Origin of the sequence: Flagellimonas sp., from assembly GCF_965215805.1 — a bacterium.
Classification (GTDB): Bacteria; Bacteroidota; Bacteroidia; order Flavobacteriales; family Flavobacteriaceae; genus Flagellimonas.
Genome location: NZ_OZ244124.1, coordinates 3501981 through 3524328 on the forward strand (window position 1 = coordinate 3501981; position 22348 = coordinate 3524328).

Here is a 22348-nt window from a genome sequence, read left to right on the forward strand (position 1 = left end):
TTTAAGTATCAAAACCTTATTTTAGCAAATTGTGCTATGATTAACTACGAAGAAAATATTGAAGTCAAAGGCGCCAGGGTCCACAACCTGAAAAACATTGACGTGACCATTCCCCGGGAGAAATTGGTGGTCATCACAGGCCTTTCCGGCAGTGGAAAATCCTCCTTGGCGTTTGATACCATTTATGCAGAAGGACAGCGGCGCTATATTGAGACTTTCTCTGCTTATGCGAGACAATTTCTTGGCGGATTGGAACGTCCCGATGTGGATAAAATAGATGGCCTCTCCCCTGTAATTGCCATTGAACAAAAAACAACATCCAAGTCACCACGATCTACTGTGGGCACCATTACAGAGGTCTATGACTTTCTCCGCTTGCTCTTCGCACGGGCCGGGGATGCTTACAGTTATAACACAGGAGAGAAAATGGTGAGTTATAGCGATGAGCAGATAAAGGATTTGATCATAGATTCGTATCGGGACAAGAAAATCAATGTACTGGCACCAGTAGTAAAGTCCAGAAAGGGGCACTATCGTGAACTTTTTGAACAAATAGCCAAACAAGGTTTTGTGAAGGTAAGGGTGGACGGGGAAATCCTGGATATTTTGAAAGGCATGAAGGTGGATCGCTACAAGACCCACGATATTGAGATTGTCATTGACCGCCTCAAAGTATCGGAATCCGAAGATTTCCATAAGCGTTTGGGCGAGACGATTAATACGGCCATGTACAGTGGCAACAATGTTCTTATGGTTTTGGAAGAAGGTGAGTCCGTTCCTAGGTACTTTAGCCGAGATCTGATGTGTCCGTCAACAGGGATCTCCTACCCTACTCCTGAGCCCAATACCTTTTCCTTCAATTCCCCAAAAGGGATGTGTCCAGAATGCAACGGATTGGGGCATGTATTTGAGGTAAACGAACAGAAGATATTTCCCAATAAAAAATTGTCCATCCAAGCTGGTGGGATTGCCCCTTTGGGCGAATACAAAAAATCCTGGGCCTTCAAACAACTGGAAACTATTGCCCAGCGCTATAAATTCGATTTGACCGATCCGCTTGAAAAGATTCCTACCGAGGCAATGGACATCATTTTAAATGGGGGCAATGACAGTTTTGAAGTTGACTCCAAAACCCTGGGAGTAAAAAGGCAATATAAAATTGACTATGAGGGTATTGCCAATTTCATCAAAACCCAATTTGATGAGGCCAACTCTACCTCCATCCGCAGATGGGCCAAGGAATATATGGACAAGGTGAGCTGTCCCAGTTGCCATGGTGCCAGACTGAGGAAAGAGTCCTTGTATTTTAAAATAGGCGAAAAGAACATTGCCGAACTGGCACAACTGGATATTGCGGAATTGGCTGACTTCTTCAAACAACTGGAAAGTAACCTGGAGGGTAACCAGAAAAAGATTGCGGAAGAAATCATCAAGGAAATCAAGACCAGGGTTCAATTTTTGCTTGATGTGGGACTTGATTACCTATCCTTGAACCGTAGCTCTAAATCGCTTTCCGGTGGGGAGGCACAACGTATCAGATTGGCAACCCAGATTGGTTCTCAATTGGTTGGCGTTCTCTATATATTGGATGAACCCAGTATTGGTCTTCACCAGCGGGACAATGAGCGACTGATCAATTCCTTGGAATCCCTTCGGGATATAGGTAATTCTGTTATAGTGGTAGAGCATGACCGTGACATGATAGAACATGCCGACCATGTTATTGATATTGGGCCAAAGGCAGGAAGACATGGCGGGGAAATTATTTCCGAAGGTAAACCCGAGGAATTAAAACAACACCACACCCTAACAGCGGAATACATTACCGGGGAAAGGGAAATTCCCGTTCCAACCCACAGAAGAAAAGGGACTGGGAAGAAAATTGTTCTTACGGGCTGTACAGGAAACAACCTTAAAAATGTAACGGCGCAGTTTCCTTTGGGTAAGCTTATAGGAGTAACCGGTGTTTCGGGAAGTGGAAAGTCCACCTTGATCAATGAAACCCTGTACCCCATTATGAATGCCCATTATTTCAATGGGGTGAAAAAGCCCATGCCCTATAAAAAGATTACCGGCTTGGAGCATGTGGACAAGGTTATTGACATCAATCAATCGCCTATTGGAAGAACACCAAGGTCCAATCCAGCAACCTATACCGGTACTTTTAGTGAAATTAGGAGCCTGTTCGCCAAAACCACGGAAGCAACAATCCGTGGGTACAAACCTGGCCGTTTCAGTTTTAATGTGGCCGGGGGAAGATGCGAAACCTGCCAGGGAGGTGGTCTCAAAGTTATTGAGATGAACTTTTTGCCCGATGTGTATGTGGAATGCGAGACCTGCAATGGTAAGCGATTCAATAGAGAAACTTTAGAGATTAGGTACAAAGGCAAATCCATTGCGGATGTTCTGGAAATGACCATCAACGAAGCGGTGGACTTTTTTGAGAACATTCCCAAAATCCATAGGAAACTAAAAACCATTCAGGATGTTGGGCTGGGATACATTTCCCTGGGACAGCAGTCCACTACCCTTTCCGGAGGAGAGGCCCAACGTGTGAAACTGGCAACGGAGCTTTCCAAAAGAGATACAGGAAATACCTTTTATATTTTGGATGAGCCTACAACTGGACTACATTTTGAAGATATAAGGGTCTTGATGGAAGTTTTGAACAAATTGGTGGACAAAGGAAATACCATTTTGGTCATAGAACATAATATGGACGTCATAAAAATGATGGATTATATTATTGATATAGGATACGAGGGCGGTCGTGGCGGCGGAATGATCGTTGCCCAAGGTACACCCGAAGAGGTGGCCAAGGACAATAAAAGCCACACAGCCCGGTTTTTAAAGAAGGAGCTTGAGCAATCCAAACGAAAAATTGCTCCTGCCGTTTAATACATAATTATTCAAATGCGAAAAGAACAGCACCATAAAGGATGGAATGAAATAAAGACCAATGACTCTTGGGCCATATTCAAGATCATGGGTGAATTTGTCAATGGTTTTGAGAAGATGAGTGAAATTGGCCCGTGTGTTTCCATTTTTGGATCGGCTCGGGTAAAACCTGGACAGCCTTACTATGAGTTAGCCGTGGAAGTGTCCAAAAAAATAGCCGAAGCTGGGTATGGGATCATTACCGGCGGTGGGCCAGGGATTATGGAAGCTGGAAACAAAGGAGCCAACCTTGCGGGAGGAACTTCCGTGGGTCTCAATATTGACCTTCCTTTTGAACAGCACGATAATCCATATATTGACAACGACAAAAACCTGGACTTTGACTACTTTTTTGTTCGGAAGGTTATGTTTGTCAAATACTCCCAGGGATTTGTGGTGATGCCCGGTGGGTTTGGCACCTTGGATGAATTGTTTGAGGCTATAACACTAATCCAAACCAGCAAAATCCATACGTTCCCTATTATTTTGGTAGGTACCGAATTCTGGAGTGGCCTTATTGATTGGATCAAGGAAACCATGCTAAATGCGGGCAACATTAGTCCCACAGACCTGGATTTGATTAAAATTGTGGATTCTGCAGAAGATGTTGTTGATATTATTGATGCGTTCTATAAAGGGCGTAACCTCAGCCCCAATTTTTAATCCCTTGCCTTTGGCGATCAAAAAAAGCATAACATATTTTTCTTTGCTCTTCCTTCTTGTTGGGTTCAAGATGTTGGGGCAGCACACCAATGAGATAACAGCCGCCTTAAAGGACGAAACCAAGGAGGTTGAAATCAAACAAAAGTTCACCTATGTCAATACATCCAAGGATGGATTGACCGCTCTTTACTTCAACGACTGGAACCACGCCTATTCCAACAAAAAAACAGCCCTTGCCAAACGTTTTGCGGAGGAGTTTAAACGTAGTTTGCATTTGGCCAAGGACAAAGAACGCGGACACACCAATGTGGTTAGTATAGTTGACCACAACTATGCGGGCTTAAGTTGGAATAGAATGGGCAATAGCGACGTGATTAGGGTACAACTGGAAGAGGTTCTGGCTCCTGGGGCATCCGTAAAGCTATTTTTCACCTACACGATCAAACTGCCCAATGCCAAGTTTACCGCCTATGGTTTTGGTCCTAATGGTGAGTATCATCTAAAGGATTGGTACCTTACCCCAGCCGTTTACAACGATGGCTGGAAACTGTACGACAACATGGATTTGGATGACAACTACACGGATCCAGCCAATACCTCCATCAACTTTACCTATCCTGACAAACTATTTTTGTCCTCCAATTTTATCGATATTGGGAAATCTAATTTTCCAGGTGGACAATTCATACAGCTTCAAGGGGATAATAGAAAAAACTGTGAAATCATCTTGGAAAGAACCTCCAGGTTTACCAAACACGTAACCGGAATGATTACGGTTACCACGGACTTGGAATCCAACCGATATGATAAAATCTCACAGGGCATTTCCATCAATAAGATTGCCGTTTTCTTAAATGAAAACTTAGGAAAGTATCCACACCCCAATCTTCTGGTAAGTGAAATTGCATACAACAAAAGTCCCTTGTACGGTATCAACCAGCTACCCTCTTTTATAAGGCCTTATGAAGAGCAGTTTCAGTTTGAGATGAAGTTTCTTAAAACTGCCATCCATAGTTTTTTAAACGAAACCATTTATCTGGATCCAAGAGCGGAACGTTGGGTACTGGATGCCATTGGCAACTATTTGATGATCAAATATGTGGAGGAACACTATCCTGACCAGAAACTGGCTGGTAAATTGTCCAAAATCTGGGGGTTCCGGGGATTTCATTTGGCACAGATGGACTTCAATGAGCAATATGCGCTCTTAAGTATGCTTTCTGCCCGTAAAAACATTGACCAGGCCTTGGACACACCTAATGACTCCTTGATCAAATTCAATCAAAAAATCGCAAATGGTTATAAGGCTGGATTGGGGATGTCCTATTTGGCTGAATACCTAGGAGGTCAGAAGGTGGATAGCAGCATTACCTCTTTTTATAGAGGTCATATGCTGAATCCATCAGTAAAAGCCATGGACTTCCAAAAGGAAATAGAACAACACGCAGAAAAGGATGTAGATTGGTTCTTTAAAGAATATGTTTCCACACGAAAGAAGATTGATTACAAAATCAAAAAGGTTGAAAAATCAGAGGATTCGCTGACTTTTGTGATTAAAAATAAACGAGGAACCAAGGTTCCCGTCTCCCTTTTTGGGCTTAATAAGGATTCAGTGGTGTCCCAATATTGGTTTAAGGATATTGACACCTCCAGAACTTTTACCATTCCAAGAAATGGGGAAGACCGCCTAGTGCTCAACTACGATAAGAAGATTCCGGAATTCAACCAGCGCGATAACTGGAAAACGCTCAATGGTTTTTTTGCCAGTAACAAGCGATTAAAATTCCAATTTTTTAAGGACACGGAAGACCCTTATTACCACCAGATATTTTATGTGCCCATTGCCAATTTCAATGTGTACGATGGGATAACTCCAGGGCTACGTATTTATAACAAAACCTTTTTGGAGCGCCCATTTCAATATGATATTTCCCCCACCTATTCCTTTTTGGAAAAAACGGTAGTGGGCAAGGCTAGTTTTCGTTACCGTAAATATCACGGAAAAAGTGGCCTCTTTGTTTCCAATTATGTTTTTGCTGGATCAACATCGCATTTTCAGGTCAATTCCCGATATACCACACTAACTCCAGCAGTTTCATTTGGATGGAGGCCGGATAATCTAATTTCTAATCGACGGCAGAGTCTTTTACTGCGGTACCGAAGTGTTTTTAGAAACATTGATGAGAGTATTGCAGACCAACTGGATACAGAACCGGATTACGGAGTGCTGAACCTGAGGTTTATAGATGTGGACAACGATATCCTAAACTACACCTCTTGGTTTTTGGATGCACAACACTCCAGTGACTTCACAAAACTGGCCTTTGAGCTGGAATATCGAAAATTATTTGAAAGCAACCGGCAGTTTAACTTTCGTTTATATGCCGGTAAATTTTTGCGCAACAATACAGACTCTGACTTCTTCAGTTTTGCTTTGGATAGACCCACGGATTATATGTTTGACCTAAACTATTTGGGACGTTCAGAAAACTCCGGAATCTACAGCCAACAAATCATTATTGCTGAGGGTGGTTTTAAATCCAAACTGGAAAACCCTTTTGCCAACGATTGGATTGTTACCACCAACGCCAGTACCAATATATGGAGATGGATTGAAGCCTATGGGGATTTGGGCTATATCCGAAACAAAGGGGAAAACGCCCGTTTTGTTTACGACTCTGGAGTTCGCTTAAATTTGGTGACTGACTATTTTGAACTCTACTTTCCTGTATATAGCAATCGAGGTTGGGAAATTGCAGAAAGGGATTATGGCGAGCGCATTCGCTTTGTGGTCACCATCAGCCCAAAAACGCTTATTGGCCTCTTTACCAGAAAATGGTTCTAAATTGATACATTCACAAAAAAGAGGCTCTTAATTATCGTTTGATTGAATAATTTTCCTTAAAAATGCAATTTTCATAACATATTATTACTTTATTAACAGGTTTTGCTGTTGCCATTCTCCTTCGATTTTAGTATTTTTGCGCAAATTCCAATGTGCCAATGAAACCCCATTCCAAGACAAGCAGCGATATTTCCTTTGATGATTTTCAGTCCCAAATCCTTAAGGATTACGAGGTTGCGGTCACCAGTAGGGAGTGTAGCTTATTGGGAAGACGGGAAGTGCTTTCCGGTAAAGCAAAATTTGGAATATTTGGTGATGGAAAGGAACTACCTCAGTTGGCCATGGCCAGGGCATTTCAGGATGGGGATTTTAGAAGCGGTTATTACCGGGACCAAACCTTTATGATGGCCTTGGGTTACCTAAATCCAAAGGAGTTTTTCCATGGGCTTTATGCCACCACTGATATGGAAAAAGAACCCATGAGTGCCGGTAGGCAAATGGGTGGCCATTTTGTGACCCACAGTTTGAATGAGGACGGTACCTGGAAAGATCTTACCAAACAGAAAAACAGTAGCGCGGACATCTCCTGTACAGCAGGTCAAATGCCACGTCTTTTGGGGCTTGCACAGGCCTCCAAATTATATCGGAACCTAGAGGAAATTGACCAAACCAACTTTTCCAATAACGGAAATGAGGTGGCATGGGGAACCATAGGAAATGCAAGTACTAGTGAAGGTCATTTCTTTGAGACGATCAATGCTGCCGGTGTTATGCAGGTTCCCATGGTCATTTGTATTTGGGATGACGATTACGGTATCTCAGTGCCTGCCGAGTTCCATACAACCAAGGGAGATATTTCTGAAGCTTTGTCCGGTTTACAACGGGATAAAGACACCCCTGGCTACGAAATCCTAAAGGTCAAAGGTTGGGATTATACGGCCTTGATCCATGCTTTTGAAAACGCATCGGACATTGCCCGGGAAGACCATGTTCCCGTGATGATCCATGTAACAGAACTGACACAGCCACAGGGACATTCTACTTCTGGTTCCCATGAACGTTATAAATCCAGTGAGCGTCTGGAATGGGAACGGGAGAATGATTGTAACAAGCGATTTAGGGAGTGGATTCTGGAAAACGGCATCAAAACTGAAGAAGAGCTTAAACTTCTGGAACGGGAAATCAAGCTTAAAGTCCGTGCTGCCAAAAAAGAAGCTTGGGCAGAATTCCTTCAACCGCATATCCAAGCCAAAAAGCAATTGATCCAACTATTGGAAAGCGCAGCTTCCAAGAGCCCCAATCGCAGTTTCATCAATAAGGTGAAAAATGATTTGATTGCCATTGAAGAGCCCATCAAAAAAGATTTGGCTTCCAAAGCCAGAAAAGCTTTGCGATATCTCATTGGGGAAACAAATCCGGAAAGGGCCGCCCTACAACAATGGATTTCAAACTTTCTAGACGAAGTTCAACCCAAATACAGCTCGCACCTCTATAACGAACTGGATAGCAAGGCAACCAAAGTTAAAATATTGGAGCCTGCCTATGATAACAATCCTGACGAAGTGGATGGACGTATCATTCTTAGGGATAATTTTGATGCGCTTTTCGCCAAATACCCTCAAGCGTTGGTCTTTGGAGAGGATACTGGGAATATTGGGGACGTGAATCAAGGATTGGAGGGGCTTCAAAAGAAGTATGGACCGCAACGTGTTGCGGACACCGGAATACGTGAAACCACAATCATAGGACAAGGTATTGGTCTTTCCCTTAGAGGACTTCGTCCAATTGCTGAAATACAATACCTGGATTACATTCTATACGGAATCCAGACTTTAAGTGATGATCTTGCCAGCCTGATGTATCGTACAGTTGGGAAGCAAAAGGCTCCCTTAATCGTTAGAACGCGCGGACATAGATTGGAAGGTATTTGGCATTCTGGGTCTCCCATGGGTGGATTGATACACTTACTTCGGGGTATGTATATTCTCGTTCCCAGAAACATGACCCAAGCTGCAGGATTTTATAACACATTACTGAAAAGTGATGAGCCCGCCATTGTCATTGAGAGTCTAAACGGCTATCGCTTAAAAGAAAAGAAACCCTCCAATTTGGGTGAGTTTTGCACACCTATAGGAAAGGTGGAAACATTGAAAGAAGGTAAGGACATTACCCTTTTATCCTATGGTTCTACACTCAGAATCGTTCAAAAAGTAGCTTCCGAGCTATTGGAAGTAGGTATTGATGCAGAAGTTATTGATGCGCAATCCTTACTCCCCTTTGATTTAGACCATGAGGTGGTTAAAAGTCTTCAAAAAACAAACAGGCTGCTGATTATTGACGAGGATGTGCCAGGTGGATGTTCCGCCTATTTACTGCAAGAAATTCTGGAAAACCAAGAAGGATACAAATATTTGGATAGTGCTCCCCAAACCCTTACGGCCAAGGAACACAGACCAGCTTACGCTTCGGATGGAGATTATTTCTCCAAGCCCAATGCCGAAGACATTTTTGAAAAGGTCTATTCCATTATGCACGAGACGGATCCTGTTTCCTATCCGCAATTGAGATAAAAAAAAGGCCCCCGATAATCGGGGGCTTTTTTATTTAGTTTTTCAACTCCTCTTCGGGTTGTTGCACCGCTGGGACCAATGGATTTCCATCTGCGTCAATCTCGATGATATTATCAAATCCAAGTTCATCCAATTTACTGGCAATCTTGGCACGATCACCCACCATAAACCAATTGACAGCCTCAGGTTTTACCACTTGGGTACTAACCTTGCGCACATCATCCAACGAAAGGTTCCGTACATTTTGATCATAGGTCTCATAATAATCATCAGGCAGATTGTACCTAAGAAGATTTCTAATGGAGGTATTCACTGCGCTATTGGTTTCCCATTGCCCAGGCAAACTCAACACTTGGTTCGTTTTTACCTTATCGAGTTCTTGCTGGGTAGCGGGCCGCGTGGAAATAAACTCGGAAATCTCCTTTCTTAATTCGGTAACAGATTCCGAAGTTTTATCCGTTTGAACCGGGGCGTAAACAATAAAAGGTCTTTCTTCTTTGGATCCAAGCACAAAGCCGCCCGCACCGTACGACCAATGTTTGTCTTCCCTAAGGTTCATATTGATTCTTGAAGTAAAATCCCCTCCGAGAATACTCACCATTTGTTCCAAAGCAATTTCTGAAACACCCCCATATTTCTCAGTTAAATGTCCTGCAATTATTACCGACTGTTGGGATTCGGGTCTGTTCATCAGATACAAGGTGTTTTTGGAATTCACCTGTGGCTCATTGAAGACTACTGTGGGAACATCTCCCTTTTTCCATTTGCCCAAGGATTTTTCCAACTTGGACTTAAGATCCGACATTTCAATGTCTCCAGTTACTATGAGTGTAGCATTGTTGGGTTTCATCCATGTTTCATAGAATTTCACCACATCTTCTCGGGTAAGTTTTTCCACCGTTTCTTCATATCCCGTTCCCGTATATGGATTGCTATAGGGATGCCCTTCGCCATACATATACTTGTTCATAACCCGAAGGGCCATGGAAATAGGTTGGGCCTTTTCGTTTTTGATGTTGTTGATTTGCTCGTTTTTCAAGCGTTCAAATTCTGCTTCTGGAAAAACAGGGTTCAACACTACATCAGAAAACAAGTCCATACTGGCATCAAAACTTTGCTTCAAGGTGGTCATGAATACGTTGGACTGATCTTGATTTGAAAAGGTATTGAGACTAACACCCAATAGTTCGGATTTCTCGCTGATTTCCAATGAATTTAAGTCTTTCGTCCCCTCATCCATAAGGTTCATGGCCAACTGCGCCGTACCTGGACTGGATAGGTAATCCGTTTTATATCCGGCATCGAACACCATATTGACTACAACTGTGGGAACTCCTGTACGTTTTGCCAGGACAACATTTAATCCGTTGGATAGTTGCGCTTTTTCCAAACTTGGGAACTTGGAACTCTTTTCAGGGCCTAGGGCCGGTAAACTGGAACGATCCACGGTTGATTTCTCCACGCTGTATTCTGGAAATGGATTGCAAACCAAAACGTGTTTCCCTTTGCCCAACCATTTCTTGGCAGTTTTTTGGATATCAGCCACAGTAGCATCCTCCACGAATTTCAGCATGGTTTTGTAGTAGGCCGCATCTCCAAAGTAAGTCTGATTGGAGGCCAGTATATCTGAGACTCCTCCAAAACCACCAATCCTTTCCAAGCCTTTGATAAAGTTGGAAAAATAGGCTGCCTTTACCCTATTCAATTCGGCTTCTGTAGGGCCCTCGTCCATAAACTTTTGAATTTCTTCCTCCAATTGAATTTTTAACTGATCGGCATCCTGACCTGGTTTCACGTTCAACCAGGTAATAAACCTACTGGAAATCTCACTGGAAGCCTGAAAAGAAACTGCCTGACTTACCGTCTGATCTTCATAAACAAACCTTTTGAACAAACGCGAGTTTTTACCACTTGTTAAAATAGCTGAAATCAAATCAAAGTGGAGGTCCTCTTTGTCACCAAATTGAGGTGTGTGCCAAGCAAAAAGCACCCGTGTTTCGGGAACCCTGTCCTCATAAACTTGATAAGTATCCTGATTTCTTTCTGGAATGCGCACTTCCTGACGTTCAATGGTTGGCCCGGCAGGAATGTCACCAAAGTACTTTAAAACACGCTGGTGGACATCCTCAGGGTCTATATCCCCAGCAACGGCAACCACGGCATTTGCAGCTCCATAATACGATTTGAACCACTCGTGAACATCGTCAAGGGAGGCGGCATTCAAATCTTCCATCTCTCCAATGACCGTCCAAGAATATGGGTGTCCTTTGGGATACATGGACTTGGTCAAGTAGTTCCATTGCTTTCCGTAGGGTTGGTTCTCACCCTGTCTTTTTTCATTTTGAACAACCCCACGTTGCTCGTCCAATTTTGCCTGGTCAATGGCACCCAATAAATGACCCATCCGATCCGATTCCAGAAAAAGCACCTGATCCAAAGCCGATACAGGAACGTTTTGGAAATAGTTGGTCCTGTCCGTATTGGTGGTTCCGTTGAGGTCTGTTCCCCCAATACTTTCCAAGGCTTGGAAATAGTCCTTGTTGTAGTTCTCGCTTCCATTGAACATTAAATGTTCAAATAGGTGGGCGAATCCACTCTTACCCAATTTTTCATTTTTGGAACCTACATGGTACCATACGTTCACGGCAACAATAGGTGCTTTATGATCTTCATGCACCAAAAGGGTGAGCCCGTTGGGAAGTTGGTATTTCTTATGCGGAATTTCAATTTGATCCGCTTTGAATTGAAAGTTTTGGCCCAATTGTGATTGTACACAAAACAGGACCATAACCAAGGAAGTCAATAGTCTCTTCATGACATGAAATTTTCGTTAAGTGATTGATGTTAATACTGTTTAACAAGGTACTAAATTTTTGTCATCCCATGCGCCTACCCCTCAAAAAGGCCAATTCTAAAGTTTGGTTCCTTCAATAGTGCTATATGTAATTTTTGATGCCTATTTTTCTTTTGTTGAAACATAATTTATACTTTCACGAAAACTTAATCCCCCACCAATGAAAAATAATCTTTTGATCCATTTAGGATTGGCCATTCTAAGGATCGTTCCTTCTGCCTTTATGCTTACCCACGGCTATCCGAAATTCCAAAAGTTGATTAGCGGAAATATGGAGTTTGCCAACCCCATTGGAATAGGACAAGGGCCCTCTTTGTTCTTGGCAGTGTTGGGTGAATTTATCTGTCCCATTTTGATGATCATTGGCTTAAAAACGCGTTGGGCCGCAATTCCAACTACTTTGGTGATGCTGGTAGCAGCATTCCGTGTACATGCGGCGGATCCTTTTGGCACCAAGGAAAAGGCACTTCTTTTTGCGGTAGTTTTTATCGTGGTGTTCTTGCTTGGTCCAGGTAAGTATAGCGTGGACAAAAAATAAGATCAAACTATTGCGGTCAGCATTTCCTTAAGCAAATCTGCTTGGGCCAAATTGCTGGCTCCTACTCCTTTTCCTTTTAAATCCAATTGGCGAAGATTGGAAATAATGGCGCTAACCCGCTTCATTGGGTAGTTTTTGGCCGCAACGGTAAATTCGTTTACAAAATAGGGATTAACTCCCAGCACTTTGGCCACATTTCCTGGAGAATGGTCATTGAGACCATGGTACTTTAAAAGCTGGGTGAAAAATGTGTTCAACAAGGTTATCGTGACCACAAAAGGATTGTCCTTCGGATTTTGGGCAAAATAATCCACGATGCGTGCTGCCTTTTTCACATCACGCTCCCCAAGGGCCTTCTTCAATTCAAAATTGTTGAAGTCTTTACTTATTCCAATATGCTGTTCGATAAGCTCTGGGGTAATCTCAACGTTGGACGGTACAATGAGCGTAAGTTTGTCCAGTTCATTGCTGATTTTGCTTAAATCGGTTCCCAGAAATTCCACCAACATAATGGCCGCCTTAGGTGAGATTTTATATTTCTTACCGGATAAAGTTCGCCTAATCCATTCCGCTACCTGATTTTCGTACAGTTTTTTGCTCTCAAACAGTTCCCCGGTTTTTTGAACGGCTTTGTACAGTTTTTTCCGCTTGTCCAGTTTCTTGTATTTGTAACAAATCACCAAAATGGTAGTTGGTTGCGGATTTTGGGCATAGGCCACAAAATTCTCAATAGTTCTGGAGAGATGTTGTGCTTCCTTAAGGATGACCACCTGATGGTCTGCCATCATAGGAAACCTTTTGGCATTCCCAATGACTTCATCCACGGTGGTGTCCCTGCCGTACAGTACCATCTGGTTGAAACCCTTTTCGTCCTCCGTCAATACGTTGTCAGCGATGTATTGGGAAATTCTGTCTATATAATAAGGTTCCTCCCCCATTAAAAAATAAATGGGTTTGGGATTCCCTTGTTTTATGTCAGAAACTATTTCCTTTACCCTATCCATTCAGAAAAAATCGTCAAATTTGTCCTATGCAGCCATTGGACTTTCCTTCATATCCGTTCCGACTCAAAAGTAGCGAAAAAGGACTCCAAATCTTCGACATCATACGGAAAAAATTTGTTTTGCTACAGCCCGAGGAATGGGTACGCCAGCACGTGGTGCATTTCTTGATCGAAACAAAGAAATATCCAAAAAGTTTGATAAACGTAGAGAAGCAGCTGGTGGTTAACAAGTTAAAAAAGCGATACGACGTGGTGGTATACCTACCCAATGGTTCCATTTATTTACTAGTGGAATGTAAAGCTCCGGAAGTTACCATTGACCAGGCCACTTTTGATCAAATAGCAAGATACAATTTGCAATTGCAGGCCAAGTATTTAATGGTGACCAACGGACTGAACCATTATTACTGTAAAATGGATCTTGAAAGTGAAAAATACAAGTTTTTGAAGGAAATTCCTGATTTTAGCCGTTAATTTGCTGCCGTTTTGAAAGTTGCAGTCGTCATACTGAATTGGAATGGGAAAACTTTGCTTGAAAAGTTTCTCCCTGCTGTTATGGCCCATTCAGAAAACGCGAGTATCCATGTCGTGGACAACGCAAGCGAGGACGATTCCGTCCAATTTCTCAGAGAAAATTATCCAAGTGTACAAGTCATTGTAAATGACACCAACGGTGGTTTTGCCAAAGGTTACAACGATGGCCTGAAATATGTAGATGCCGATATCTTCTGTTTATTGAATTCGGATGTGGAGGTTACCCCCAATTGGTTGGAGCCTGTAATGGAAGTATTCAAAACCCGACCCGAAGCTGCCATTGTTCAACCCAAGATTCTGGATCTAAAACGCCCAGAGTATTTTGAGTATGCCGGTGCTGCTGGAGGGTTTATCGACCGTTTGGGATACCCTTTTTGCAGGGGAAGAATCTTTCAGGCCCTTGAAAAGGACCTAGGGCAGTACAACGATATCAAGGAAGTTTTTTGGGCCACAGGGGCGTGCATGTTCATTAAAAGTGAGGTTTTCAGAAATCTTGGTGGGTTTGACGAGGATTATTTTGCACACCAGGAAGAAATAGATCTTTGCTGGAGGGCCAAGAATCAAGGTCATCAAGTGCTTTATGTGGGCCACAGCCATGTTTTCCACCTTGGAGGTTCCACCTTGAAGAACATGGATCCCAAAAAAACCTTTCTTAATTTCAGGAACTCCCTCTACTCCATTACCAAGAACTTGCCGGGTAAAGTTGCTTTTAGGATTATCTTCATGAGGTTACTCTTGGATGGGATCGCCGGAATGCGATTTGTCCTGCAATTAAAATTTGGCCATTGCTTGGCCATATTGCGTGCCCATCTCAGTTTTTATAGTAACTTTAGAAAACTTTACAAAAAGAGGGAAAAAGCAAAATTTTTATTAAAATACTATTCCGCAACATCCATTGTTTGGTCTCATTTCGTACATCAAGTGAAGCGATTTAACATTTTAGTAAAAGATTAACGATGCCGAAAGACGCCAACTTTGCAATTTCTCTAATTTTGGCGGATAGTTTAAGCAGTGAAATATCTAACAATTCTTAATAATTTATACCCAGTACTATGAAAAAAGTTTTCCTAGGAACCTTGTCCATGGCAATTTTGTTGTCATCTTGTGTATCACAAAAAAAGTATGCCGATCTTGAGGCCAAACAAAAAGAGACCCAAGATCTATTGAATTCCGCAACCGTTAAATTAAACGATTGCCTTGAGGAAAAAGCGACCGCTTCTTCCCGATTGCAAACCCTTGAGGATCAAAACGCCTTCCTAAAGGCCAACAACCAAGAATTGATCAACAACATGGGGAACTTAACTACCCTTACTACCAAAGGGGCTGAAAACCTTGAAAAATCTTTGGAAAGCCTAAGGGAAAAAGATTTGACCATTAGAAGATTGCAGGATGCCGTTACCCGTCGTGATTCCGTGAACCTAGCCTTGGTTCAGAGTCTAAAAGGTGTTCTGGGCAATCTTGATGATGAAGACATTGAGGTAAGTGTTGAAAAAGGTGTGGTATTTGTTTCCATTTCAGACAAGCTTTTGTTCAGAAGCGGAAGCTACAACATCACCAATGCAGCCAAGCAAGTTTTGGGCAAAGTAGCCAAAGTTGTGAACAACAAACCTGACTTTGAGTTCATGGTGGAAGGACATACTGATAATCGATCTTTCTCAAGTGGTGTTTTAGTTGACAACTGGGATTTAAGTGCTAAGCGTGCGACAACTATTGTGAGAACGCTTCAAAATGATTTCAATGTTGATCCTAAACGCATGACAGCAGCAGGTAGAAGTTACTATGTGCCGTTGGCTTCCAACGATACAGCTGCGGAAAGAGCTAAAAACAGAAGAACACGTATTGTTGTATTACCAAAAATCGATCAATTCTATAGCATGATCGAAGAAGGTATGAAAGATCCAGCCATTGGCGGTTCTGGCAACTAATCGAGAGTACAATAAAAAAACCAGAAAAGGCGACCCATTGGGTCGCTTTTTTTATTTAGAAGATATCCAAATCCCCCTTGCCCTCACGGATAATTTCGGGATATCCGCTGGAAAGATCCACCACAGTGGAAGCCACATTGCCCCCATATCCCCCGTCAATCACAATATCGACCAATTCTCCCCATTTTTCATAAATCAGTTCTGGGTCAGTAGTGTACTCCAAAATATCATCCTCGTCGTAAATGGAAGTGGAGACAATAGGATGTCCCAGTTCCCGAACCAATGCCCTTACAATCTCGTTGTCAGGAACGCGAATTCCCACCGTTTTCTTTTTCTTGAAGTCTTTGGGAAGGTTGTTGTTCCCAGGAAGGATAAAAGTATAGGGGCCTGGAAGAGATCGTTTCAATATTTTGAAAGTCGAAGTATCTATTTGCCGCACAAAATCGGACAGATTGCTCAAGTCTGCACAAACAAAGGACCAATTGGCCTTTTCCAGCTTCACCCCCTTTATTCTGGCAAGGCGCTGTAACGCTCTGGAATTGGTAATGTCGCAACCCAAACCATACACGGTATCCGTAGGATAGATGATCAATCCGCCCTTGCGCAAGACATCTCCTATTTTCTCCACCTGCCTAGGATTGGGGTTCTCCTCAAAGAGTTTGATTAATTCAGCCATTTCATTGGGGTTAACCTTTGTTCGAGCTACAAAGTAACAAAGAATATCTCCAAAGTAGGTATCCGTCAATTCATATGGGCCATCCGTCAATTGAGGGCTTAGAGTAAGCCTTCAAACTTTCACTTTTGTTGAAGTACAACCCAATACTTTCAAAATGATAGATTCCAGAATACACTTACTCATACTTCTTGGCCTTTTCACCTTTTTGCTGACAAACTGTGGCAATCACAATCTCTCCAACAAAACACCAGCTCCTCCCCAATTTAATCATGGCAGGGAACTGATTGCCCACCTAGACTATAACCTATCCCTGCTCAAGAACTTGGATGCCAACGATGAGGAATTCAACGAAAATGCAGTATTGATCAACGAACAGATTAGAAAAACCATAGAACAAATCCAATCCAAAAAGTTACTGAAAGAGGTTTGCAAATCTTATAACATTTTGGAACACGACTTTGTATTTACCCTCTCTAAAGACGAAAAAGTTGGGGTGTTTTCATGGGAATCTAGAATGCAGAGGACACTTCATAGCATTCGAAACATCGCATTATATATCAATGATGGAAAAGTAATTCCTACCTCATTATATGGGGAGTCCATAGCCTATCAGCAAATCCATACAATTAAAACCAGCGCAAAAAGCTTCTATTTATTACAAGGTCAAGGCGGCACCAATACCACAAATGGATTTTTCAGGATGGATGCCTATACAATCAATGAACATGGCATGGAACTCGCCAAAATCTTTCCCAACAGACAAAGTTCCATGGTTTCCCCATTGGACTTTAATGTTGAAATGGATGGTTCCCTCATTCTGATACCAGAGACTTGGGGAACAACCTTGGCTTATAGACCATTGGAGTTACATGCTGATCATCAAAATGTAAACTATGCTGAAGCTACCACTACCATAGATCAGCAACTTAGTTCCGAGGCGTTTGAAGCAGAAAGTTCCAACAGCTTTCTTCAAGGTTCCGAAATGCCTAAGAAAATTGAAAGGCCCACTGATGAAACTTTATTATTCTTGGATGGGTATGCAGTTAAAACACTCCATAATGAGGGGAACAATCAATCTTTATTCAAATTGACCACTCCCAGTGCATTGGAAACTGAAATCCCTTGGGAGGGAAAAGTATCTTTGGTTGCGAAAAAAAATCATTTTCTATTTTTTTCCGAAGAGATGGGCTCGAGCGTAGGAAGATTGCACCTGTATGACATTGACCAAAAAAACGTCCAATGGTCCCGCCCGATGACCAAAGCGCTTATTTTGGATGACTCCATTCTGTTTACGGAAGAAATAGAGGCGTATTTGCTATCCAATCCAAATGAAGTCTCGTGTAGTTCCTCGGTCGGAGTCAACAGGGCTTATTATAAGGTCTATTCCGTTACCTATGGGGAGAAGCATCCTATTGTGGAATTCACCAACCAGATTTTTTGCGGAAGCAGCTCAAACAATCAACTGGCCAAGCTGTAATCTGTATTTTTTTTTGAATGCCAAACTAGCAAAGCATGGTTTCTATGAATCAAGCACTTCCAATTTGGCGAACCTAAGCAGCAGCTTTTTAATGTCGCCCTTTTCAAACTGGATCTCGGCCTTCCTGTCATTGCCCACTCCCTCTATCTTGAGCACCTTCCCTCTTCCAAAACGCGTATGGTTAACCAGACAGCCTTCAATAAGATTTGGATCCAAGGCATTGGTGTTTGTGGCTGATAGTTCCGGTTTTAACTTCCTTAGTTTTCTCAGTTGATTTTCATTGGGGCGTTGCACACTTGGTGGAGTACCATTTTTTGGTTTTACCTGCCGTAGTTTGCTCTTGTCCACCTCTCCAAATATATCGGCGCTGATCATGGATTTGTATCGATATCCATCATTTACTGGGGTCAAGTTTTCAACATACTGCTCCTCTATCTCCTCCAAAAAACGACTAGGCTCAGCATCGATAAGTTTGCCCCAACGGTATCTATTTTGGGTATACGTGAGATAGGCCTGCTTCTCTGCTCGGGTCAAGGCCACGTAGAACAACCTTCGCTCTTCCTCCAATTCACTTCTGGTGTTCATACTCATGGCGGAAGGGAACAAATCCTCTTCCATCCCCACAATGTAAACGTATGGGAATTCCAATCCTTTGGCCAAGTGAATTGTCATCAAAGCAACACGGTCATCATCTCCAGTGTCTTTGTCCATATCGGTCGCAAGGGCCACATCTTCCAAAAACTCGGTCAAGCTCCCTGTGGAATCTGCCAGTTCCTTTTGTCCTTCCACAAAATCCTTGACCCCGTTCAAGAGTTCCTCAATGTTCTCTATCCGCGCAATGCCTTCGGGTGTCCCATCCTTTTTAAACTCCAGGAGCAAGCCCGTTTTTTTGGCCACATGTTCGGCCAAGGTAAAAGCATCCGAACCTTCATTCATGATTTGAAAGCTCTTGATCATGGTCACAAAATCCCCCAGCTTTCGTTGGGTTCCTGCATTAATCTTCAATTCCAATTTGGACAGGTTGTCCATGACCTCAAAAATGGAACGGCCATAGTGATTGGCTGCAACCACTAGTTTATCCACAGTGGTCTGACCAATCCCACGGGCGGGAAAATTGATGACGCGTTTAAGCGCCTCCTCATCCTTGGGGTTAATGATCAAACGCAGATAAGCCAACACATCTTTGATCTCTTTTCGTTGATAGAAGGAAAGACCTCCATAAATCCGGTAAGGAATATCCCTTTTACGCAGGGCATCCTCTATGGCCCTGGATTGGGAATTGGTCCGATACAAAACAGCAAACTCACCATTCATCAATTGATGCTGCATCCGATTCTCAAAAATAGAACCCGCAACATAGCGCCCCTCTTCAGCGTCGGTAATACTCCTATGGATTTTTATCTTATTGCCTTCATCGTTCGAGGTCCAAACCACCTTCTCCAACTGATTCTTGTTTTTGGCAATAATGGAGTTGGCGGCATTAACGATGTTTTTGGTGGAACGATAATTTTGCTCCAAACGATAGACCGCTACATCATCATAATCCTTCTGGAAATTGAGAATGTTACTGATATTAGCCCCACGAAAAGAATAAATACTCTGGGCATCATCCCCCACCACACAGATGTTTTGATACCTATCTGACAAAGCCTTTACAATGAGGTATTGCGAATGGTTGGTATCCTGGTACTCATCCACAAGGATATACCTAAATCGGTCTTGATACTTCATCAGCACCTCCGGAAAACGTGTCAAAAGTTCATTGGTTCGGAGGAGCAGGTCATCAAAATCCATAGCACCCGCCTTAAAACAACGGTCCACATAGTTTTGATAAATTTCCCCCAGCCTTGGCCGTTTAGCCATCGCATCGGCTTCAACTAACTCTGGATTCTGAAAGTAAGCCTTGACCGTAATCAAACTGTTTTTATAGGAAGAAATCCTATTCTGTATCTGTTTGTACTTATAGATATCCTTGTCCAATCCCATTTCCTTGATGATGGAGGCAATCAATCTTTGGGAATCTTGGGTATCATAGATGGTAAAATTGCTTGGGTAGCCCAGTTTGTCCCCATCAAACCGTAACAATTTGGCAAAAACAGAGTGAAAAGTACCCATCCACAGGTTCTTTGCTTCCGAATTCCCAACAATTGTAGCAATCCGTTTTTTCATCTCACGGGCCGCTTTGTTGGTAAAGGTCAATGCAAGAATATTGAAGGAATCCACTCCCTGCCCCATCAAATGCGCTATTCTATAGGTCAATACCCTGGTCTTACCGGATCCTGCACCAGCAATGACCATTAAGGGGCCATCCTTGTGCAAAACCGGAGCCCGCTGCGCATCATTCAATTCATCCAAAAAAGTATCCAACCGCTCAGGTATTTAAAAAGTAAAGGTGAAAATAGCCATTCTTGGTTTCATGCTAAAATCATCCTGTTAATACTTATAAACAGCAATCCGTTTAGCTCGAAATTGATATATTTAAAGACTAATTTGAAATTGAATGAGATTCCATCTCCGACTACTACCCCTTTTTGTTCTTTTTAGCTGTTTTGTAAATTCCCAATCCCCGAAAACTGGACCGATCATAACTGATTTCGGGAAGGTTTATGAGGTGAAGAACCCAGATTACAAGGTTCAAAAGGACATCTCCTTTAAGGCTGTGATTGATGTAACCGGAAAGGAAGATTCCCATAATAGCGGAAACGCTCTTATTGAAACCGCTGCACGGTTTTTAAATATGCACGCCCAAAGTGGGGTTCCCAAAAACCAATTGCATGTGGCACTGGTAGTCCATGGAGGAGCCAGTAAGGACGTAATGTCCAATGTGGCATATCAGAAAAAATATAAAAAGGATAATCCCAATTTAGAACTGGTTAATTCTCTTTTGGAAATAGATGTACCAGTTATAATCTGCGGACAGTCTGCTGCCCACAATAAAATTACCAAGGAGGACCTTATTCCTGGAGTACAAATTTCCCTCTCGGCCATGACCGCTTTGGTACAACTTCAAAATGAAGGTTATCAATTGATAAAATTTTAATACTGACTATATGCGTAAAATGAACACTCTTTTGTTGTTTCTTACAACAATCACATTATGGGCCCAAGGGCCAAATTTGGAAAAAGACTACGCAGCCATTGAATCCAAAGTTATTGCCTGGCGTCATGACATTCACCAAAATCCAGAATTGAGTAATCGAGAATTTAAAACCGCGGAAAAAATTGCCAAGCACTTGAAGTCCCTTGGTATTGAGGTTACCACCGGTGTTGCCCATACAGGAGTGGTCGGGGTTTTAAAAGGAAATCAACCAGGAAAAGTGGTTGCACTACGTGCAGATATTGACGCACTTCCGGTTACAGAACGTAATGACCTGCCATTCAAATCAACTGTGACAACGGAGTTTCTGGGAGAAAAAGTTGGGGTGATGCATGCCTGCGGACATGATACGCATACGGCAATTTTAATGGGCGTAGCTGAAATCCTGGCCAATAATAAAGATAAAATTAAGGGTACGGTCAAGTTCATTTTTCAACCTGCGGAAGAAGGAGCACCTCCAGGTGAGGAAGGTGGTGCCCTGATGATGGTCAAAGAAGGGGTTTTGAAGAATCCTGATGTCGATGCCATTTTTGGGCTGCACATCAATTCCCAAACTCCAGTTGGTACCATTCGCTATAAAATTGGTGGTACAATGGCTGCTGCACAGAGTTTCACCATAAAGGTAAAAGGAAAGCAAAGCCATGGATCCCAACCGTGGAGTGGTGTGGACCCTATCCTGATTAGCGCCAAAATTATTGATGGGTTGCAAACCATCATCAGTCGGGAAGCCAATCTAACCAATGAGGCCGCGGTGATTACCGTTGGTAAAATCAAAAGTGGGGTCCGATTCAACATCATTCCTGAATCTGCTGAAATGCTAGGTACCATCCGTACCCTGGATTACGATATGAAAGACCATATCAATAAGCGAATGAAAGAAATGGTGGCAGATATTGCCAAAGCATATGGCGGTGAGGCTACCTGCGAAATCAGGGATGCCACAGACATTACCTTCAATGTCCCTGAATTAGCTCGAAAAATGTTACCAACATTGAGTCGTGTTGCTGGAGATAAAAATGTTGTTGCACAAAAGGCTATCACTGGGGCGGAGGATTTCTCCTATTACCAAAGAGATGTTCCTGGTTTCTTCTTTTTTCTAGGCGGCATGACCCCTGGCAATACCGAATCCTATCCACACCATACCCCAGATTTTCTTATCGATGATGCCGGTATGCAATTGGGCGTGAAAGCCATGACCGAATTAACACTGGATTATTTAAACATGTAAT

General features: G+C 42.6%; 15 protein-coding genes. 11 read left to right on the plus strand and 4 right to left on the minus strand.

From position 1 onward, the window contains the following. The first annotated feature begins 36 nt into the window (after positions 1–36). The 4 genes from uvrA to ACOOE0_RS15510 all read left to right on the plus strand — a co-directional run bounded on the left by uvrA (position 37) and on the right by ACOOE0_RS15510 (position 9015). Positions 37–2898, plus strand: coding sequence for an excinuclease ABC subunit UvrA (uvrA, locus tag ACOOE0_RS15495; protein ID WP_420399817.1), 2862 nt, complete (start codon positions 37–39; stop codon positions 2896–2898). Positions 2899–2913: 15 nt separating this feature from the next. Further along, complete coding sequence (locus tag ACOOE0_RS15500; RefSeq protein WP_420399818.1) at positions 2914–3600, plus strand: TIGR00730 family Rossman fold protein; 687 nt, start codon at positions 2914–2916, stop codon at positions 3598–3600. Between the two features lie 70 nt (positions 3601–3670). Then, on the plus strand, positions 3671–6445 hold the full coding sequence (locus ACOOE0_RS15505; RefSeq protein WP_420402232.1) for a metalloprotease: 2775 nt from the start codon (positions 3671–3673) through the stop codon (positions 6443–6445). A 158-nt stretch (positions 6446–6603) separates the two neighbouring features. Continuing rightward, on the plus strand, positions 6604–9015 hold the full coding sequence (locus ACOOE0_RS15510) for an alpha-ketoacid dehydrogenase subunit alpha/beta (protein WP_420399819.1): 2412 nt from the start codon (positions 6604–6606) through the stop codon (positions 9013–9015). 34 nt (positions 9016–9049) lie between these two features. Here ACOOE0_RS15510 and ACOOE0_RS15515 read toward each other — a convergent pair whose 3' ends face one another. Then, entirely contained in the window at positions 9050–11830 is a 2781-nt protein-coding gene (locus ACOOE0_RS15515; protein WP_420399820.1) for a M16 family metallopeptidase, read from the minus strand. 199 nt (positions 11831–12029) lie between these two features. On the opposite strand from ACOOE0_RS15515, the gene ACOOE0_RS15520 reads away from it, so the two are divergent. Continuing rightward, on the plus strand, positions 12030–12407 hold the full coding sequence (locus ACOOE0_RS15520) for a DoxX family protein (protein WP_420399821.1): 378 nt from the start codon (positions 12030–12032) through the stop codon (positions 12405–12407). A 2-nt stretch (positions 12408–12409) separates the two neighbouring features. Here the strand turns inward: ACOOE0_RS15520 and holA are convergent, their stop codons facing one another. Further along, positions 12410–13411, minus strand: coding sequence for a DNA polymerase III subunit delta (gene holA, locus ACOOE0_RS15525; RefSeq protein ID WP_420399822.1), 1002 nt, complete (start codon positions 13409–13411; stop codon positions 12410–12412). Between the two features lie 26 nt (positions 13412–13437). On the opposite strand from holA, the gene ACOOE0_RS15530 reads away from it, so the two are divergent. The 3 genes from ACOOE0_RS15530 to ACOOE0_RS15540 all read left to right on the plus strand — a co-directional run bounded on the left by ACOOE0_RS15530 (position 13438) and on the right by ACOOE0_RS15540 (position 15869). After that, positions 13438–13884 (plus strand): type I restriction enzyme HsdR N-terminal domain-containing protein, encoded by a 447-nt coding sequence (locus ACOOE0_RS15530; protein ID WP_420399823.1) that lies wholly within the window; start codon positions 13438–13440, stop codon positions 13882–13884. Positions 13885–13896: 12 nt separating this feature from the next. Continuing rightward, entirely contained in the window at positions 13897–14898 is a 1002-nt protein-coding gene (locus tag ACOOE0_RS15535; protein WP_420399824.1) for a glycosyltransferase family 2 protein, read from the plus strand. 98 nt (positions 14899–14996) lie between these two features. Beyond that, positions 14997–15869: an OmpA/MotB family protein gene (locus ACOOE0_RS15540; RefSeq protein WP_420399825.1), complete on the plus strand. Its 873-nt coding sequence runs from the start codon at positions 14997–14999 to the stop codon at positions 15867–15869. Positions 15870–15924: 55 nt separating this feature from the next. On the opposite strand, the gene ACOOE0_RS15545 is transcribed toward ACOOE0_RS15540, so the two are convergent. Continuing rightward, positions 15925–16545 (minus strand): L-threonylcarbamoyladenylate synthase, encoded by a 621-nt coding sequence (locus tag ACOOE0_RS15545; RefSeq protein ID WP_420399826.1) that lies wholly within the window; start codon positions 16543–16545, stop codon positions 15925–15927. 154 nt (positions 16546–16699) lie between these two features. On the opposite strand from ACOOE0_RS15545, the gene ACOOE0_RS15550 reads away from it, so the two are divergent. After that, on the plus strand, positions 16700–18022 hold the full coding sequence (locus ACOOE0_RS15550; RefSeq protein WP_420399827.1) for a hypothetical protein: 1323 nt from the start codon (positions 16700–16702) through the stop codon (positions 18020–18022). 42 nt (positions 18023–18064) lie between these two features. Here the strand turns inward: ACOOE0_RS15550 and ACOOE0_RS15555 are convergent, their stop codons facing one another. Beyond that, the gene (locus ACOOE0_RS15555; protein ID WP_420399828.1) at positions 18065–20389 is read right to left on the minus strand and encodes an ATP-dependent helicase; all 2325 of its coding nucleotides are present in this window, start codon (positions 20387–20389) and stop codon (positions 18065–18067) included. Positions 20390–20522: 133 nt separating this feature from the next. Between ACOOE0_RS15555 and ACOOE0_RS15560 the strand changes: the two genes are divergently transcribed. Further along, positions 20523–21062 carry a DsrE family protein gene (locus ACOOE0_RS15560; protein ID WP_420399829.1) on the plus strand — a complete coding sequence of 180 codons (540 nt, stop codon included), beginning with the start codon at positions 20523–20525 and terminating at the stop codon, positions 21060–21062. 10 nt (positions 21063–21072) lie between these two features. Beyond that, on the plus strand, positions 21073–22347 hold the full coding sequence (locus ACOOE0_RS15565) for an amidohydrolase (RefSeq protein WP_420399830.1): 1275 nt from the start codon (positions 21073–21075) through the stop codon (positions 22345–22347). The last annotated feature ends 1 nt before the right edge of the window (position 22348 follow it).

What these genes read in the sequence shown, in the direction of transcription:
- uvrA (WP_420399817.1), top strand. Translation starts at nt 37, where the DNA reads ATGATTAACTACGAAGAAAATATTGAAGTCAAAGGCGCCAGGGTCCAC.
- ACOOE0_RS15500 (WP_420399818.1), top strand. Translation starts at nt 2,914, where the DNA reads ATGCGAAAAGAACAGCACCATAAAGGATGGAATGAAATAAAGACCAAT.
- ACOOE0_RS15505 (WP_420402232.1), top strand. Translation starts at nt 3,671, where the DNA reads ATGTTGGGGCAGCACACCAATGAGATAACAGCCGCCTTAAAGGACGAA.
- ACOOE0_RS15510 (WP_420399819.1), top strand. Translation starts at nt 6,604, where the DNA reads ATGAAACCCCATTCCAAGACAAGCAGCGATATTTCCTTTGATGATTTT.
- ACOOE0_RS15515 (WP_420399820.1), bottom strand. Translation starts at nt 11,830, where the DNA reads ATGAAGAGACTATTGACTTCCTTGGTTATGGTCCTGTTTTGTGTACAA.
- ACOOE0_RS15520 (WP_420399821.1), top strand. Translation starts at nt 12,030, where the DNA reads ATGAAAAATAATCTTTTGATCCATTTAGGATTGGCCATTCTAAGGATC.
- holA (WP_420399822.1), bottom strand. Translation starts at nt 13,411, where the DNA reads ATGGATAGGGTAAAGGAAATAGTTTCTGACATAAAACAAGGGAATCCC.
- ACOOE0_RS15530 (WP_420399823.1), top strand. Translation starts at nt 13,438, where the DNA reads ATGCAGCCATTGGACTTTCCTTCATATCCGTTCCGACTCAAAAGTAGC.
- ACOOE0_RS15540 (WP_420399825.1), top strand. Translation starts at nt 14,997, where the DNA reads ATGAAAAAAGTTTTCCTAGGAACCTTGTCCATGGCAATTTTGTTGTCA.
- ACOOE0_RS15545 (WP_420399826.1), bottom strand. Translation starts at nt 16,545, where the DNA reads ATGGCTGAATTAATCAAACTCTTTGAGGAGAACCCCAATCCTAGGCAG.
- ACOOE0_RS15550 (WP_420399827.1), top strand. Translation starts at nt 16,700, where the DNA reads ATGATAGATTCCAGAATACACTTACTCATACTTCTTGGCCTTTTCACC.
- ACOOE0_RS15560 (WP_420399829.1), top strand. Translation starts at nt 20,523, where the DNA reads ATGAGATTCCATCTCCGACTACTACCCCTTTTTGTTCTTTTTAGCTGT.
- ACOOE0_RS15565 (WP_420399830.1), top strand. Translation starts at nt 21,073, where the DNA reads ATGCGTAAAATGAACACTCTTTTGTTGTTTCTTACAACAATCACATTA.